Annotated in this window: 16 protein-coding genes; 8 read left to right on the top strand and 8 right to left on the bottom strand. The window is 70.5% G+C overall.

Features of this window, described 5'->3' with window-relative positions; genetic code table 11:
• Positions 1 to 106: 106 nt before the first annotated feature.
• The 5 genes from ACH4VX_RS03200 (at position 107) to ACH4VX_RS03180 (ending at position 4966) form a co-directional block, all read left to right on the top strand.
• Positions 107 to 1042: an SPFH domain-containing protein gene (locus tag ACH4VX_RS03200; RefSeq protein ID WP_398365590.1), complete on the top strand. Its 936-nt coding sequence runs from the start codon at positions 107 to 109 to the stop codon at positions 1040 to 1042.
• Positions 1039 to 1293, top strand: a complete 255-nt coding sequence (locus ACH4VX_RS03195) for a hypothetical protein (protein WP_398365588.1) — start codon at positions 1039 to 1041, stop codon at positions 1291 to 1293. Before ACH4VX_RS03200 ends, ACH4VX_RS03195 begins: the two co-directional genes overlap by 4 nt.
• Before the next feature lie 126 nt (positions 1294 to 1419).
• Complete coding sequence (locus ACH4VX_RS03190) at positions 1420 to 1944, top strand: PadR family transcriptional regulator (RefSeq protein WP_398365586.1); 525 nt, start codon at positions 1420 to 1422, stop codon at positions 1942 to 1944.
• On the top strand, positions 1941 to 2636 hold the full coding sequence (locus ACH4VX_RS03185) for an ABC transporter ATP-binding protein (protein WP_398365584.1): 696 nt from the start codon (positions 1941 to 1943) through the stop codon (positions 2634 to 2636). The genes ACH4VX_RS03190 and ACH4VX_RS03185 overlap by 4 nt, the downstream gene beginning before the upstream one ends.
• A complete protein-coding gene (locus tag ACH4VX_RS03180) occupies positions 2633 to 4966 on the top strand; it encodes an ABC transporter permease (protein WP_398365582.1) in 2334 nt (777 codons plus the stop codon). Before ACH4VX_RS03185 ends, ACH4VX_RS03180 begins: the two co-directional genes overlap by 4 nt.
• A 23-nt stretch (positions 4967 to 4989) precedes the next feature.
• On the opposite strand, the gene ACH4VX_RS03175 is transcribed toward ACH4VX_RS03180, so the two are convergent.
• Complete coding sequence (locus ACH4VX_RS03175; RefSeq protein WP_398365581.1) at positions 4990 to 5934, bottom strand: LysR substrate-binding domain-containing protein; 945 nt, start codon at positions 5932 to 5934, stop codon at positions 4990 to 4992.
• Positions 5935 to 6067: 133 nt separating this feature from the next.
• Between ACH4VX_RS03175 and ACH4VX_RS03170 the strand changes: the two genes are divergently transcribed.
• Positions 6068 to 6622, top strand: a complete 555-nt coding sequence (locus ACH4VX_RS03170; protein WP_030220361.1) for a peroxiredoxin — start codon at positions 6068 to 6070, stop codon at positions 6620 to 6622.
• A 6-nt stretch (positions 6623 to 6628) separates the two neighbouring features.
• A complete protein-coding gene (locus ACH4VX_RS03165) occupies positions 6629 to 7162 on the top strand; it encodes an alkyl hydroperoxide reductase (RefSeq protein ID WP_398365578.1) in 534 nt (177 codons plus the stop codon).
• Positions 7163 to 7240: 78 nt separating this feature from the next.
• Here ACH4VX_RS03165 and ACH4VX_RS03160 read toward each other — a convergent pair whose 3' ends face one another.
• The 4 genes from ACH4VX_RS03160 to ACH4VX_RS03145 form a co-directional block, all read right to left on the bottom strand.
• Positions 7241 to 8632, bottom strand: coding sequence for an AI-2E family transporter (locus tag ACH4VX_RS03160; protein WP_398365576.1), 1392 nt, complete (start codon positions 8630 to 8632; stop codon positions 7241 to 7243).
• A gap of 133 nt (positions 8633 to 8765) precedes the next feature.
• Positions 8766 to 9464, bottom strand: a complete 699-nt coding sequence (locus ACH4VX_RS03155; RefSeq protein ID WP_398365574.1) for a transglycosylase SLT domain-containing protein — start codon at positions 9462 to 9464, stop codon at positions 8766 to 8768.
• A 410-nt stretch (positions 9465 to 9874) separates the two neighbouring features.
• A complete protein-coding gene (locus ACH4VX_RS03150) occupies positions 9875 to 11200 on the bottom strand; it encodes a PhoH family protein (RefSeq protein WP_398365570.1) in 1326 nt (441 codons plus the stop codon).
• Between the two features lie 305 nt (positions 11201 to 11505).
• Positions 11506 to 12279, bottom strand: coding sequence for an isoprenyl transferase (locus ACH4VX_RS03145; RefSeq protein ID WP_398365569.1), 774 nt, complete (start codon positions 12277 to 12279; stop codon positions 11506 to 11508).
• A gap of 365 nt (positions 12280 to 12644) precedes the next feature.
• Between ACH4VX_RS03145 and ACH4VX_RS03140 the strand changes: the two genes are divergently transcribed.
• Positions 12645 to 12779 (top strand): hypothetical protein, encoded by a 135-nt coding sequence (locus ACH4VX_RS03140; RefSeq protein ID WP_398365567.1) that lies wholly within the window; start codon positions 12645 to 12647, stop codon positions 12777 to 12779.
• 246 nt (positions 12780 to 13025) lie between these two features.
• Here the strand turns inward: ACH4VX_RS03140 and ACH4VX_RS03135 are convergent, their stop codons facing one another.
• The 3 genes from ACH4VX_RS03135 to ACH4VX_RS03125 are packed head-to-tail and all read right to left on the bottom strand — an operon-like array spanning position 13026 to position 15436.
• Positions 13026 to 13835, bottom strand: coding sequence for a methyltransferase domain-containing protein (locus tag ACH4VX_RS03135; RefSeq protein ID WP_398365565.1), 810 nt, complete (start codon positions 13833 to 13835; stop codon positions 13026 to 13028).
• A 42-nt stretch (positions 13836 to 13877) separates the two neighbouring features.
• Complete coding sequence (locus ACH4VX_RS03130; protein ID WP_398365563.1) at positions 13878 to 14753, bottom strand: LLM class flavin-dependent oxidoreductase; 876 nt, start codon at positions 14751 to 14753, stop codon at positions 13878 to 13880.
• The gene (locus tag ACH4VX_RS03125; RefSeq protein WP_398365562.1) at positions 14750 to 15436 is read right to left on the bottom strand and encodes a hypothetical protein; all 687 of its coding nucleotides are present in this window, start codon (positions 15434 to 15436) and stop codon (positions 14750 to 14752) included. The genes ACH4VX_RS03130 and ACH4VX_RS03125 overlap by 4 nt, the downstream gene beginning before the upstream one ends.
• Positions 15437 to 15543 lie beyond the last annotated feature (107 nt).

Raw genomic sequence — 15543 nt, 5'->3', positions numbered from 1 at the left:
GACGTGCGAACGGGGTTCATGGTTGTCAGGATCGGGTAATCTGATATCACTTAGCTAGTCAGGCGCTAGCCGGTCGGCGGGCGCCCGGAGAAACGGGGGATCACCCATGTCCACACACGACACACAGGTCACGGCCGATGTGCCCGAGATGCCGGCCCCGCGCGTGCGGGAGTTCGCGGCGCACAGCATCGGCGGCGGGCTGGCGCTGCTGCTCGGCCTCGTCGGCCTCCTGGCCGGCGCCGTGCTGATCGTGACCGCCACGGCGGTCGACGGGGCCGGCGCCAAGGCCGTGCTGATCATCGGCGGCATCCTGGTCGGCATCGCCGCGTTCCTCGCGATGTGCGGGCTGAACATGGTGGCGCCGGGCGAGGCGCGGGTGGTGCAGCTCTTCGGCCGCTACCGGGGCACGATCCGGCAGGACGGGCTGCGCTGGGTGAACCCCCTCACCTCGCGCAGGAAGATCTCGACGCGGGTACGCAACCACGAGACCGCCGTCCTGAAGGTGAACGACGCCTACGGCAACCCGATCGAGCTGGCCGCCGTCGTGGTGTGGCGGGTGGAGGACACCGCCCAGGCCACCTTCGAGGTGGACGACTACATCGAGTTCGTCTCCACCCAGACCGAGGCGGCCGTGCGGCACATCGCCATCGAGTACCCCTACGACGCCCACGAGGAGGACGGCCTCTCGCTGCGCGGCAACGCCGAGGAGATCACCGAGAAGCTCGCCGTCGAACTGCACGCGCGCGTGGAGGCGGCCGGTGTGCAGATCATCGAGTCCCGCTTCACGCACCTCGCGTACGCCCCCGAGATCGCCTCGGCGATGCTCCAGCGGCAGCAGGCCGGCGCGGTCGTGGCGGCGCGGCAGCAGATCGTGGAGGGCGCCGTGGGCATGGTCGAGTCGGCCCTGGCCCGGATCGCCGAGCAGGACATCGTGGAGCTCGACCCGGAACGGAAGGCGGCGATGGTGTCCAACCTGATGGTGGTGCTGTGCGGCGACCGCTCGGTGCAGCCGGTCCTCAACACCGGAACGCTCTACCAGTGACGACTCCGTCCGGGGGCTCGGCCCCCCAGGGCCGGCCGCAGCGCAAGCAGGTGCTGCTGCGGCTGGACCCGTCGGTGTACGAGGCGCTGGCGCGCTGGGCGAACGACGAGCTGCGCTCGGCGAACGCGCAGATCGAGTTCCTGCTGCGGCGCGCTCTCGCGGAGGCGGGGCGGCTGCCCGGCGAGGCGGGGCCCCTGCCCCGTCGCGGGCGCCCCTCCGGGGGCTCCGGCCCCCGGCCCCCGTCGGCCTGAACCCCGCGCCGGCCCCGGTGCCAGAACCGTGACAATCGGCCCCCACCTGGGAGTCCGCACACCCTGCCACGCTCTGGACACTCGATGTATACATCGTGCGTATACACGGTGTGTAGAGTGCTCCGCATGTCCATCGGTCACACCCTCCTGGGGCTCCTGGAGTCCGGCCCGCGTCATGGTTACGACCTGAAGCGGGCCTTCGACGAGAAGTTCGGTCACGACCGGCCGCTGCACTACGGCCAGGTCTATTCGACGATGTCCCGCCTGCTGAAGAACGGGCTCGTCGAAGTCGACGGCATCGAGGCCGGCGGCGGCCCCGAGCGGAAGCGGTACGCGATCACCGAGGCCGGCATCACCGATGTCGAGCGCTGGCTCGCCACTCCGGAGAAGCCGGAGCCGTACCTCCAGTCGACCCTCTACACCAAGGTCGTCCTGGCGCTGCTCACCAGCCGCGACGCCGCCGACGTCCTCGACACGCAGCGCTCGGAGCATCTGCGCGGCATGCGGATCCTCACCGACCGCAAGCGCAAGGGCGATCTCGCCGACCAGCTCATCTGCGACCACGCGCTCTTCCACCTCGAGGCCGACCTGCGCTGGCTGGAGCTCACCGCGGCACGTCTCGACAAGCTCCGTGAGGCGGTGGCCCGATGACCACGACCCCTCCCCCCGGTTCCCTGCTCGTCGCACGGGACCTGCGCAAGGTCTACGGACCGACGACCGCGCTCGACGGCGCCGGTTTCTCCATCCACCCCGGCGAGGTCGTCGCCGTGATGGGGCCCTCCGGCTCGGGCAAGTCGACGCTGCTGCACTGCCTCGCCGGGATCGTCACCCCCGACTCCGGGTCGATCACGTACGACGGGCGTGAGCTGACCGCCATGAGCGACTCCGAACGCAGCGCGCTCAGGCGCTCGGAGTTCGGCTTCGTCTTCCAGTTCGGGCAGCTCGTGCCGGAGCTCACCTGCGTGGAGAACGTCGCCCTGCCGATGCGGCTGAACGGCACGCCCCGCAAGGAGGCCGAGCGGGCCGCGCTCACCTGGATGGAGCGCCTCGAGGTCGACGACGTCCGCACGAAGCGGCCCGGCGAGGTGTCCGGCGGTCAGGGCCAGCGGGTCGCCGTGGCGCGGGCCCTGGTCACCGGCCCGCGGCTGCTGTTCGCCGACGAGCCGACCGGTGCGCTGGACTCCCTCAACGGCGAGCGGGTGATGGAACTGCTCACCGACGCCGCCCGGTCCGCCAACGCCGCCGTCGTCCTCGTCACGCACGAGGCGCGGGTGGCCGCGTACTCCGACCGTGAGATCGTCGTGCGCGACGGCAGGTCCCGGGACATGGAGCGCGTCGTATGAGTGCCGCTCAGTGGGCGCGGGACCTCGGCATGGGGCTGCGGTTCGCCTTCGCCGGGGGACGCGAGGGCTGGACCCGGGCCCTGCTCACCGCGGTCGGCGTCGGGCTGGGCGTGGCGCTGCTGCTGCTCACCACCGCCCTGCCCGGTGTGTTGGCGGAGCGGGACCGGCGCGAGGACGCCCGCCTCAACTTCACCTACGGCGCGGAGATCGAGCGCGCCGACGACACCCTGATGACCGCGGACACCGACACGGAGTTCGACGGCCGGGACATCCGCGGCAGGCTGCTGGAGCCGGAGGGCGACAAGGCCCCGCTGCCCCCCGGCCTGCGGGAGTTCCCCGCACCGGGCGACATGCTGGTCTCCCCCGCACTGAAGGAGTTCCTCGACTCGGACGGCGGCGCCCTGCTGCGGGAGCGGCTGCCGTACGACATCACGGGGACGATCGGCGAGCAGGGGCTGATCGGGTCGCAGGAGCTCGCCTACTACGCGGGCGCCGAGGGCCTCGCGGACCGGGTCCGCGACGGAACGGTGGGCCGTATCGACTCCTTCGGGGACCCCAACCCGGTCGAGGAGGAGACGGACCCGGTCCTCATGCTGCTGATCCTGGTCGTCTTCGTGGTGCTGCTGATGCCGGTCGCCGTGTTCATCGCCGCGGCCGTGCGGTTCGGCGGCGAGCGGCGCGACCGCAGGCTGGCCGCGCTGCGGCTGGTCGGCTCCGACGGCGGCATGACCCGGCGGATCGCCGCGGGCGAGGCGCTCGGCGGGGCGCTGCTGGGGCTGCTGTTCGGCACCGGGTTCTTCCTGGCGGGGCGTGAGTTCGCGGCGTCCGTCGAGGTGTTCCGGATCAGTGTCTTCCCCAGCTATCTGAACCCCTCGCCGCTGCTGGCGCTGCTGGTCGCGGTGGCGGTCCCGGGGGCCGCGGTCCTGGTGACCCTGCTGGCGCTGCGCGGAGTGGTCATCGAGCCGCTCGGCGTGGTGCGCACGGCGCGGCCGGCCCGCCGCCGGCTGTGGTGGCGGCTGCTGTTCCCGCTGGCCGGCGTCATCATGCTCGCCCCCATGCTCGGCCAGGGCCGGGAGAACGGGGAATTCAACGGGTACCTGGTCACCGGCGGTGTCATCTGTCTGCTCATCGGCGTCACCGCGCTGCTGCCGTGGTTCGTGGAGACGGTCGTCGCCCGGCTCGGCTCGGGCAGCGTGTCCTGGCAACTGGCCGTACGACGGCTTCAGTTGAGCAGCGGCACGGCGGCCCGCATGGTCAACGGCATCGCGGTGGCCGTGGCCGGCGCGATCGCCCTGCAGATGCTGTTCGCCGGAGTGGAGGCCGACTACACCAAGGAGACCGGCTTCGACGTGTCGCTGGCGCAGATGCAGATCCGGGTGCCGGACGGCACCGAGATCGCCGCGGCCACGACGAAGCTCGAGGAGACCAGGGGCGTCCGCAAGGTCTACCCGCTGTCCGAGGGGTACTTCGCCGACCGCCCCTACGAGGAGGAACCGCAGCGCAGCACCCAGCTGACCATCGGCGACTGCGCGACCCTGCGCGAGGTGGCGAAGCTGCCCTCGTGCGCGGACGGCGACGTGTTCGCGGTCCGGGGCGGCGAGTACGACACCGACACGCCGTCGCTGAGCAGGCCGGGGCAGAAGCTGTACGCCGAGGCGTCGTCCGACGACGACGCGGCGAAGGACGTCGTGTGGACCGTCCCCGAGGCGTTGAAGGAGGCCGACTCCGTCGAGGACCCGACCGGGACGAAGCGCGGCGGCTTCCTGCTGACCCGGGGCGCGATGCCCGCGGACATGGCGGAAGCGGTCACGGGCCAGCTGTACCTGGCGATCGACGACTCGGTGCCGCACGCCCGTGAGCACGTGCGCAACACGGCGGCCGCGATCGACCCGCTGTCCGACCCGATGACGTGGTCCGCGACCGAGCGGACCGAGCGCTACGACACCATCCGCACGGGTCTGTTCGTCGGCGCCGCCGCCGTCCTGGCACTGATCGGGGCGAGCCTGCTGGTCTCCCAGCTGGAGCAGCTGCGCGAACGCCGCAAGCTGCTGTCCGCCCTGGTCGCCTTCGGCACCCGGCGGCGCACACTGAGCCTGTCGGTGCTGTGGCAGACGGCCGTCCCGATCGGTCTGGGACTGCTGCTGGCCTCGGTCGTGGGCGTCACCCTGGGCGCGGTGCTGCTGCGGATGACCTCCACACCGGTCGGGGTGGACTGGCCGAGCGTCCTGCGGATGACCGGCATCGGCGCGGGCGTCGTCCTCCTGGTGACCCTGCTGAGCCTGCCCCCGCTGCTGCGCATGATGCGCCCGGACGGCCTCCGGACGGAGTGAACGGCGCGGACGGTGGAGGGCGCTCAGCTCCCCACCGTCCGCACCGGAAGGTCCCGCATCGCTTCCCGCAGGGCCGCCGCCAGTTGCTCGTACTCCGCCGCCCTCGCCGCGCCCGTGCGCATGGCGAGGGCGATGCGGCGGGTGGGGGCCGGGTCGGCGAAGCAGCCGGTGAGCAGACGGCTGGAGCGGGTGGTCTCGACGTCGACGGCGGTGCGCGGCAGCAGCGTCACCCCGAGGCCGCCCGCGACCAGCTGCACCAGCGTGGACAGTCCGGCCGCGGTGGTGGTGGCCGGGACTCCCGCGCGGCCGGCCTCGCGGCAGATGTCCAGGGCCTGGTCGCGCAGGCAGTGGCCCTCGTCGAGCAGGAGCAGGTTCAGCTCGCGCAGCACCTCGCGGGGGATGCCCTGCCGGCCGCCGAGACGATGGCCGAGCGGGGTGACCAGCACGAAGTCCTCGTCGAAGAGGGGCAGTTCGCTCACCCCCGGCACCCCGAGCGGCACGGCGAGCAGCAGCAGGTCCAGCCGGCCGCCGGCCAGTCCGTCCAGCAGGTTCGTGGTCTGCTCCTCGTGCACCTGGAGGTCGAGGAGCGGATAGCGGTCGTGGACCAGCCGCAGGACCGTCGGCAGCAGGTAGGGGGCGACGGTCGGGATCACGCCGAGCCGCAGCGCCCCGGTGAACGGAGCCCGCAGCGCGTCCGCCTCCTCCATCAGCGCGTCGACTTCCCCGAGTACGGCCTTGGCGCGGACGGCGAGCCGCTCACCGGCCGGCGAGAGCAGCACCTTGCGCGTCGTACGCTCCACCAGCGTGACACCGAGTGTCTCCTCCAGCGCCGACACGGCGCCCGACAGTGCCGGCTGGCTCATCCCGATCGCCGAGGCGGCGTCCCGGAAGTGCAGATGCTCGGCCACCGCGGCGAACGCGCGGAGCTGCGCGAAGCTGGGCTGCCTGCGTCTCTTGCCCACAGTCACTGATAACTACCTCCGATCAACACGACCGAGTGTAGCTATTTCACTAATCAATGCACGGTGTGCCAACATCAACAAGGTCCAACCCATGGGAAATGCCCGCGATCCGGGTATTTCCTCGCTGCAAGGAGAGCCTGTGCTCACTGTCGGTGACAAGTTCCCCGAATTCGAACTGACCGCCTGCGTCTCACTGGAGAAGGGCAAGGAGTTCGAGACGATCGACCACAAGACCTACGAGGGCAAGTGGAAGATCGTGTTCGCGTGGCCCAAGGACTTCACCTTCGTGTGCCCGACCGAGATCGCCGCCTTCGGCAAGCTGAACGACGAGTTCGCCGACCGTGACGCCCAGGTCCTCGGCTTCTCCGGCGACTCCGAGTTCGTCCACCACGCCTGGCGCAAGGACCACGACGACCTGCGCGACCTGCCGTTCCCGATGATGGCGGACTCCAGGCACGAGCTGATGCGCGACCTCGGCATCGAGGGCGAGGACGGCTTCGCCAAGCGCGCCGTGTTCATCGTGGACCAGAACAACGAGATCCAGTTCTCCATGGTGACCGCCGGCTCCGTCGGCCGTAACCCCAAGGAGGTCCTGCGGGTCCTGGACGCCCTGCAGACCGACGAGCTCTGCCCGTGCAACTGGTCCAAGGGCGACGAGACCCTGGACCCGGTCGCGCTGCTGTCGGGGGAGTGATCCGAGATGTCCCTCGACTCCCTGAAGTCCCGTATACCGGACTACGCCAAGGACCTGAAGCTCAACCTGGGCTCGGTCATCGGCAACTCCGACCTGCCGGCCCAGCAGCTGTGGGGCACGGTGCTGTCGACGGCGATCGCCTCGCGCTCGGCCATCGTGCTGCGCGAGCTGGAGCCGGAGGCCAAGGCCAACCTGTCGCCGGAGGCGTACACGGCCGCCAAGGCCGCCGCCGCGGTGATGGCGATGAACAACGTCTTCTACCGCACCCGTCACCTGCTGTCGGACCACGAGTACGGCAGCCTGCGCGCCGGTCTGCGGATGAACGTCATCGGCAACCCGGGCGTCGACAAGGTCGACTTCGAGTTCTGGTCCTTCGCGGTCTCCGCGATCAACGGCTGCGGCATGTGCCTCGACTCCCACGAGCAGGTGCTGCGCAAGGCCGGTGTGGAGCGTGAGGTCGTCCAGGAGGCCTTCAAGATCGCCGCGGTGATCCAGGCGGTCGCCGCCACGGTGGACGCGGAGGCGGCCCTCGCGGAGTGACTCCGCCCCGTCACGCACCTCGGGCCCGTTCACCCCAACCGGTGAACGGGCCCGACGCGTACACCCCGCGCCCCGCGCCTACTCCTCGCCGGTGTCGCCCGGGCGGTTCTTCTCCTCCCCCGGCTCCGGAGGCCGGGCCTCCGGAGCTGCCGGCGCCGGCAACGGGGCGTCCGGTTCGGACATCGCCGTGGCGCCGCGCGGCCGGGGGGCCTGGATCACGGCCGTCTCATGCGCGTACGCGCGCAGATAGCCGACGACGGTGTTGGTGACCGCCACCAGCGGCACGGCCACCACCGCTCCCCCGATGCCGGCCACCATGCCTCCCGAGGCCACCGCCAGCACCACCGCGAGCGGATGGACCCGGACCGCGCGGCCCAGGATGAACGGCTGGAGGATGTGCCCCTCGATCTGCTGCACCGCCAGCACCACCACCAGCACCATGACGCCCGTGAACACGCCCTGCGTGACGAGCCCGACGACCACCGCGAGCGCTCCCGACACCACCGCACCCACGAGCGGGATGAACGAGAACAGGAAGATGAACACGGCGAGCGGCACCGCCATCGGCACATCGAGGAAGTAGATGCCGAGGCCGATGAAGATCGCGTCGATCAGGGCCACTATCACCGTGCCGCGCACATACGCCGTCAGCGTCCGCCACGCGGCCGGCCCCGCCCCGGCGACACCCGGACGGGCCGCCGCCGGAACGAGCTTCAGCGACCACTCCCAGATCCGCTTGCCGTCGTAGAGCAGGAACAGCGTCGAGAAGACCGCCAGCAGAATGCCGGTGAGCGCCTCGACCACGACGGTCACGCCCTCCAGGCCCGCCGAGGTGATCTGCTCGGTATTGGCGCCGACGGCTTCCCGCAGGTTCTTGGCGATCTCGTTGATCTGCTTGTCGGTGACGTGGAAGGGGCTGTTCAGCAGCCAGTTGCGCAGCTCGTCGATGCCGTCCTGGATCTGGTCGGAGAGGTTGTCGATGTTCTCCATGACCTGCCAGGTCACGAACCAGCCGATGAGGCCGATCACGACGAACCCGAACAGCGCCGTCAGCGCGGTGGCCGGCCCGCGCGGCACGCCGAGCCGCCTCATCCGCGCCACCGTCGGCTGCAGCAGCGCGGTGATCAGCAGCGCGGCCACGAACGCCAGCACCACCAGCTGTACGGCGCTGATGACCCGCATGAGTACCCAGACCGTGCCGGCCAGCACCAGCAGCCGCCAGCCGGCCTCGGCCGCGACCCGTACCCCCCAGGGCACGGCCTGCGCCGGGTCCGGGCGGACCGGGACGACGGCGGCCGCGTACTCGAGCGGCGGCTCAGGGTCGGAACGCGGGGTCTTCACCCGTTCGGGTTCGGGGTCGGCTTCCGGCAGGCGGTCCCGCTCCACCTCGGCGCGGCGCTCCTCCAACCGCTTGCTGACCTCGGTCAGTCGGGCCCCGACCCGGCCGAGCCACCCTGGCACTCGCGACATGATCCGTCCTCTTCCCCCGTTTCTCCCCACCACTCACCCCTGGAGTCGTCGGTCAGACCGTACATGGCGAAAGCCCCGCACCGTAGGACGGTGTGGGGCTGTGCCGGGGTTGAGCGGGGCCGCGCGCCTGCTTCTAGTAGTAGTGGTTGGCCTGCCAGAAGGTCCAGGCTTCACACGGGCTGCCGTAGCGGCCGTTCATGTAGCCCAGGCCCCACTTGATCTGGGTGGCCGGGTTCGTCGCCCAGTCGGCTCCGGCGGAGGACATCTTGGAACCCGGGAGCGCCTGCATCAGGCCGAAGGCGTCGGAGGTGGGGTTGTCGGCCTGGTAGTTCCAGCTGGACTCGTGGTCCACGATGGTGCTGAAGCACTGGAACTGGTCCGCCGGGACGATCTGCCGGGCCATCGCCTGCACTTCGGCGATCGTGTAGGAGGACTGGACCGGGAAGCTGGACGCGTCACGGGTGGCGGAACGGCTTGCGGCGGCCTTGGCCTCCGCGCGATCCTTGGCGGCCTGCTTCGCCTTGTCGTCCGCTTCCTTCTTCTTCGCGACCGCGGTGTCGGCGGCGGCCTTGCGGGCGGCCGCCTCGGCGTCCTTCTTGGCGCTCGCGTCCGCGGCGATGGCCATCGTCTCGGCCTGCTGCGTCAGGGACGCGGTCTGCACCTGGGCCTGCTGGCCCGCGGGGATGTCCGCGAGCAGCGTGGTGCCGCTTGCCGTCGCTTCGGCGTCGTTGTTCTGCGCGGTGCTGCCCGAGGCAACGCCGACGACACTTCCGACAGCGGTGACCGCCGTGGCCGAGGCCACTGCGAATCCCCGGACCGAGATCCGGCTCACACGGTTTCCTTCCAGCATCACCCGCTTCGGTGACCCTCGCGGACGCAATCGTGCCCCTGGCACTGGCCTCCCCAACTAACGGGTCACGGGAGGCACGGGCCCGGTGGGCAACTCCCACGGGGGGAGCGCCGCGTGGTGCTCGGGCGGCATACGACGACGCTATGGAGTTGAAACTGTGGTGCTGCACCGCTGGGGATACAGCTGTGTCGTATGCGGGGCCTGACAGGAGTGAGACTCTGCCGTAACCCGACGGCGCAAGGCAATTCCCTGTTGCGTGTGAAAGCTCACATCCCGTTCGGCCCCGGCGAATCCTGGAAATCCGCACACACGCCGACGCCGCCCGGCTAGGCTCTACGCCTTTCCGGACGGCGCCAACTACTGGGTAACCGCCCCCTGTTGGGCGGTGCGGGTCAGATCTGCCCGTCTTCGAGCATTTCGGTCACAAGCGCGGCGATCTGGGACCTCTCGGACCGCGTCAGGGTGACGTGCGCGAACAGCGGATGCCCCTTCAGCTTCTCGACGACGGCGACCACACCGTCGTACCGACCGACCCTCAGATTGTCCCGCTGGGCGACATCATGGGTCAGAACGACCCGCGAATTGGCCCCGATACGGGACAGAACGGTCAGCAGTACGTTCCGTTCCAGCGACTGGGCCTCGTCCACGATCACGAACGCGTCGTGCAGCGAGCGGCCCCGGATGTGGGTGAGCGGCAGGACCTCCAGCATGCCGCGCGCGGTGACCTCCTCGATGACCTCCCGGCTGGTGACCGCCGACAGCGTGTCGAACACCGCCTGCGCCCAGGGGCTCATCTTCTCCGCCTCGGAACCCGGCAGATAACCGAGCTCCTGCCCGCCCACCGCGTACAGCGGACGGAAGACCATCACCTTCTGGTGCTGACGGCGCTCCAGCACCGCCTCCAGGCCGGCGCACAGGGCCAGCGCCGACTTGCCGGTGCCGGCCCGGCCGCCCATGGACACGATCCCGACGTCCGGGTCGAGCAGCAGGTCGAGCGCGATCCGCTGCTCGGCGCTGCGGCCCTTGACGCCGAACGCCTCCCGGTCGCCGCGCACCAGGCGGACGTTGCCCTCGGGCGTGATCCGCCCCAGCGCCTTGCCGCGCTCCGACTGGATGGTCAGCCCCGTGTGCACGGGCAGGTGGGAGGCCTCGGGCACATACACGTGCCCCTCTTCGAAGAGGACGTCCACCTGCTCGCCGGGCAGGGTCAGTTCGGACATTCCGGTCCAGCCGGAGGAGTCCGTGATGGCGAGCTCCGCACGGTACTCCTCGGCGAGGAGACCGACGGAGGACGCCTTGATCCTGAGCGGGAGGTCTTTCGACACCACGGTGACGTCGAACCCCTCGGCCTGCAGATTGCGGGCGACCGCGAGGATGCGGGAGTCGTTGTCCCCCAGGCGGTAGCCACTGGGCAGCACGCCGGGGTCCGAGTGGTTGAGCTCGACCCGCACGGTCCCGCCGAGGTCCCCGGTCGGGATGGGGGCGTCGAGACGGCCGTACCGCACCCGGTAGTCGTCCAGCAGGCGCAGCGCCTGCCGGGCGAAATAGCCGAGTTCGGGATGGTTCCGCTTGGCCTCCAGCTCTGTCACCACGACGATGGGGAGCACGACCTCGTGCTCGTCGAAGCGGCTCAGGGCGTTGGGATCGGCCAGCAGGACACTGGTGTCGAGAACATAGGTGCGCCGGTCGGGCTTGTGGCGCTTTGCGCTGGTCACCACGGAAGAACGTACCCCCTCGGATGAGGTCGGGGAGCGACGAGGCGGAGCTGGACCGGTCGACGGCCCTCATGCACAGCGGGCCGAGAACCGGCCCTCCGCCGCTTCTTCCGTGCCGTGACCGCACGGTCGGGCTGGTGCAAAGGGCCTCCCGGGCGGACGGCTTCTGCGCCGCCCGCTGAGATCCGACACCCGTGGTTCGGGTGTCGACCTGTCTGGCTTATGCCCTCGAACAAGCGCCGCCATGCCACGGCATATGACGGCGTGCCGGTGAACTCCGGGTGACGTGCGGTAGGTGGGCGGGGTGCTCAGCCGCCGTAGCGCCGGTGGCGGGCGGCGTAGTCACGCATCGCGCGCAGGAAGTCGACCTTGCGGAAGGCCGGCCAGAACACGTCGCAGAAGTAGTACTCCGAATGCGCGGTCTGCCAGAGCATGAATCCGGACAGCCGCTGCTCACCGCTGGTGCGGATGACGAGGTCCGGGTCGGGCTGGGCGCGGGTGTAGAGGTGACGCCCGATCATGTCGGTGTCGACGGCCTCGGCGAGCTCGTCCATCGACGTGCCCTGCTCCTGGGCGTCCAGCAGCATGGACCGCACGGCATCGGCGATCTCCTGGCGTCCGCCGTACCCGATGGCGACGTTGACCACTATCCCGTCGACGTCCGCGGTGGCCTGCTCGGCCTCCTTCAGGGTGGTCTGCATCCCGGACGGCAGCAGGTCGCGCGTGCCGACGTGATGCACCCGCCAGCGCCCGTCGGCGGCGAGGGTGCGCACCACGTCCTCGATGATGCCGAGGAGCGGGACGAGTTCCTCCTTCGGCCGGTCGAAGTTGTCCGTCGACAGCAGCCAGAGGGTGACGACCTCGACATCCGTCTCGCTGCACCAGCCGAGGAACTCCCCGATCTTGTCCGCGCCGGCCCGGTGGCCGTGGACGGTGCTGGAACCCGCGGCCTTCGCCCAGCGGCGGTTGCCATCCATGATGACGCCGATGTGCTTGGGCACCTGAGCGGTGTCCAGGTGACCTTCCACCCGGCGTGCGTACAGCCTGACCAGCAGGCCCCGCAGCTTGTCGCGCAGGTTCACGTGATCGTCAGCCCCTCCGTACGGATCGGACAGGCGCGGCGTTCCCCGCCGCGTCGCGCGGCAAGCGGCCCGGTCTCGGCCGCGGGCGGCCCCTGTCCGTATGGCGGTCCCCGAAGGGGAAGCGTACCCCCGCCGGGGCGGGGGTCCCCAAAGTCCGGGGTGGTCGTGTTCGCCGGCTGTCCGGCGGCAGCACACGGTTCGTCGCCCGTATTCGCCGCCCGTGGGGGTGCCGCACGCGGTTTGCCTGCCGCCCTCCGACCACCGCCCCCGTCGGGCGCTCTTTCCTGGCCAAGAAAAAACGGGCCGGTCCGTGGGGGGGGAGACGGACCGGCCCGAGGGGGGGTTTCCACCATAACCCTTCGTAAGTGATGCTGCGTACATCGGCGCGCCACAACTACTCTCCGAAACCGTCCGACGACGCGCAGACGGCCCTGGAAGGCGCTTTCCAGGGCCTCGAGGTGGCCGAAAACCGGCGAAATCGCGTGAAAACCGAGCGGTGAGGGGACTCTGGGCCGAATGTGGCACCATCCGCCGACAGGGTGACCACACTTCCGGCCATCCCTCCGACAGGCGCCCCGGGTGCGGACGCCGGATTGACCCGAGGAGGCCGGCTCGGGCACCGCGCAGCCCCCTCCGCTGCGCGGTACCGTCGCCCCGCGCAACTTTGCTGGCGCGAATTATCTTGGTCCGAACCTATGTGATCCCCTGCTCCGGAGACCAGCCGCACCCCATAACGATGCGGAAACTCATGGGCGCGAAGTGCGGCCGGCTCCGCCCTTGCGGGCATGGAAGAGATGCCGGGTGCTGTGGGCCACGAAGGCTCCCTCGGTCCTGATCCGCTCGTGCAGGGCGCGCAGCCGCGGCACATACGCCTCGACGGTGAAACCGGGGACCGTCCAGATCACCTTGCGCAGGAAATGAACGACGGCGGCGATGTCGTAGAACTCGACGCGCAGCCGTTCGGCCCGCAGATCGACGATCTCCAGCCCGGCGGCCTCGGCCGCGCGCCGCTCACGGTCCGGATGCCGCACGTTGCGCTGCTCGTCCGGCTGCGCCCCGAGGAAGTACTCGACGAGTTCGTGGACGCTGCCGGGCCCGACATGCTGGGCGAAGTAGACACCACCCTCCATGAGCACCCGGGCGATCTCCTCCCACGGGGCCTCGACGGGATGCCGGCTGACGACGAGGTCGAAGGCCCCGTCCGCGAAGGGCAGCGGCGCGTCCTCGGGCGAGGCGACGACGGCGACACCGCGCGGCCGGAGCAGGGCGGTGGCCTTGGCGACGTTGGGCGCCCAGCCCTCGGTGGCGACGACGAGCCGGGGCTGCCGAGGGGCGTCGGCGAGCGCGAAGTCCAGGACCTCCCCTCCCCCGGTCTGGATGTCGAGCACGGCGTCGGCCCCGCCCAGCCACCCGGCCATCGTCCTGGCATACCCCCACGAGGGCCGGGCCTCGCTGGCCCGCCCCTCGAACCAGGAGAAGTCCCACCCCTCGGTGGACACGGAAGCACCTTCCGCGATCAGCTCTTCGAAGGTACGGCGGCTCGCCCTGTCCGTCATGCACAGATCATGCACGGAGCGGCCGCCGCCTGTCCTCCGGCTTTACGGCACCAACGGCCGCACCTCCTCCGCCACGAACCGCACGAAGCCCTCCGGGTCCGGCTCATCACTGGTCGGCTGGAGAACGACCGAGTCTGCCCCGGCCTCGGCGAGCCGCTGTACGGCCCCGGCGACGGCCCCCGCGTCCCCGGCGACCCCGAGATCCGCTTCCCCGCCCACCCCCTCGGCGACCAGGTCGGCCCGCACCCGCTCGCCGGCACCGGTCCCCGTGGCGGCGAGCAGATAGACGACGACCTTGTGGGGCTCGTGGTCACGCCCCGCCGCAGCACGTCCTTCCTCAATGAGCCGGCGCGCCCGCCGCACCCCCTCGGGTGAGGTGTCGGCGGTGAGGATGGTCCCGTCGGCGGCCTCACCGGTGAGCCGCACGGTACGGGGCCCGGTGGCACCGGCGAGCACCTCCACCGGCCCCTGCGGCGGCCAGTCGAGGGCGACGTCGTCGAGCCTGACGTACCGCCCCTCGGTGGTGACCCGCTCCCCTCCCAACAGGGCCCGCAACGCGACGAGATGCTCCCGCAACAGGGTGAGCGGCGACTCGGCCCGCGCCCCGACCTGCCCCATCCAGTCCTGCACCCCGTGTCCGACTCCGAGGATCGCGCGGCCCGGGAACATCCGGTGCAGACCGGCGGCCTCCATGGCCGTCATGGCGACGTTCCGCAGCGGCACGGGCAGCAACCCGACCCCGACCCGAACCCGCTCGGTCCACGCCAGCGCGGCAGCGGCGGTCGAGATCCCACCCTCCCGGAAACAGTCCTCCCACAACCAGAGCTCCTCGAGCCCCGCCTCATCGGCGATCCGGGCAACGGAACGGAGCCGCTCGGGAGCGAGCTGGGGACGGAAGACTGCGCCTAGTGTGGTCATGGGTGGGTCCTACCCACCTGGGACGGGCTCTTGAAACTGACGCTCGCGGCGATCAGCCGCAGAATCTCCCGGTACTCGTCCCGTCGCCCCGGGGCCGTCGTGGTGAGCGTGAGCACGGCCAGGCGTCCGCAGTCCGGGTGGGGCAGATGCGCGTGCAGCTGGAGAAGCGGTATCCGCGGCAGCCCGCTGCCGGCCCCCGGCACGGACGCCGACTCGCTGAACGCGGCGGGCCCACAGGAAAGCTCGACGAACTCCACACCGGCACGCCCCTCCCCGGCCGTCACCACCCGAGCGGCGGTGACACCACGCGGGGCAACGGCGGTCTCCCGCCAGGAGATGGTGAAGAGGGAGAACAACGGCACCGGGTCACTCACACCGGCCACGTCAGCGACGTCGTCCCGATGAAGCCCGATGGAGCAATGCACGGTACCGACTTCGCGTAGGGCGGCCAGCAGCTGCTGGGCTGTGGCGAACTGGGCAATGAGCTGCTGGCGTGCCATCTCGTCTGGGGCGGCGTCCAGGAGCGGAGCCACCGCTGTTCGTAGTTCATCCGCTGCCGCGGAATCAGGACGAGGGAGTAGAGCTTCTAGCGGAAGGGCCGTGAAGCCGGCTGGTTCGGTGAACCAGAGTTCCGCATCGGGGTCGTTGAATGATTCGTGAAGAATGATCGCCGAGTTGGTCACAGAGGGTTCCAAACAAGGGGTCAGGGGCGGAGAGGGAAGATTCCGACACGTCGGCCACGCTCTACGTCCTCCGCAGTGGCTCCCCAGTCCGCAAAACGCTGACCATC

The organism is Streptomyces sp. NPDC020731 (assembly GCF_044334705.1).
Classification (GTDB): domain Bacteria; phylum Actinomycetota; class Actinomycetes; order Streptomycetales; family Streptomycetaceae; genus Streptomyces.
This window is presented reverse-complemented; position numbering and strand designations above follow the sequence as displayed.

Excerpts from the sequence above, each read along its gene's own strand:
- ACH4VX_RS03200 (WP_398365590.1), top strand. The coding sequence starts at position 107 with ATGTCCACACACGACACACAGGTCACGGCCGATGTGCCCGAGATGCCG.
- ACH4VX_RS03190 (WP_398365586.1), top strand. The coding sequence starts at position 1,420 with ATGTCCATCGGTCACACCCTCCTGGGGCTCCTGGAGTCCGGCCCGCGT.
- ACH4VX_RS03185 (WP_398365584.1), top strand. The coding sequence starts at position 1,941 with ATGACCACGACCCCTCCCCCCGGTTCCCTGCTCGTCGCACGGGACCTG.
- ACH4VX_RS03180 (WP_398365582.1), top strand. The coding sequence starts at position 2,633 with ATGAGTGCCGCTCAGTGGGCGCGGGACCTCGGCATGGGGCTGCGGTTC.
- ACH4VX_RS03165 (WP_398365578.1), top strand. The coding sequence starts at position 6,629 with ATGTCCCTCGACTCCCTGAAGTCCCGTATACCGGACTACGCCAAGGAC.
- ACH4VX_RS03160 (WP_398365576.1), bottom strand. The coding sequence starts at position 8,632 with ATGTCGCGAGTGCCAGGGTGGCTCGGCCGGGTCGGGGCCCGACTGACC.
- ACH4VX_RS03135 (WP_398365565.1), bottom strand. The coding sequence starts at position 13,835 with ATGACGGACAGGGCGAGCCGCCGTACCTTCGAAGAGCTGATCGCGGAA.
- ACH4VX_RS03130 (WP_398365563.1), bottom strand. The coding sequence starts at position 14,753 with ATGACCACACTAGGCGCAGTCTTCCGTCCCCAGCTCGCTCCCGAGCGG.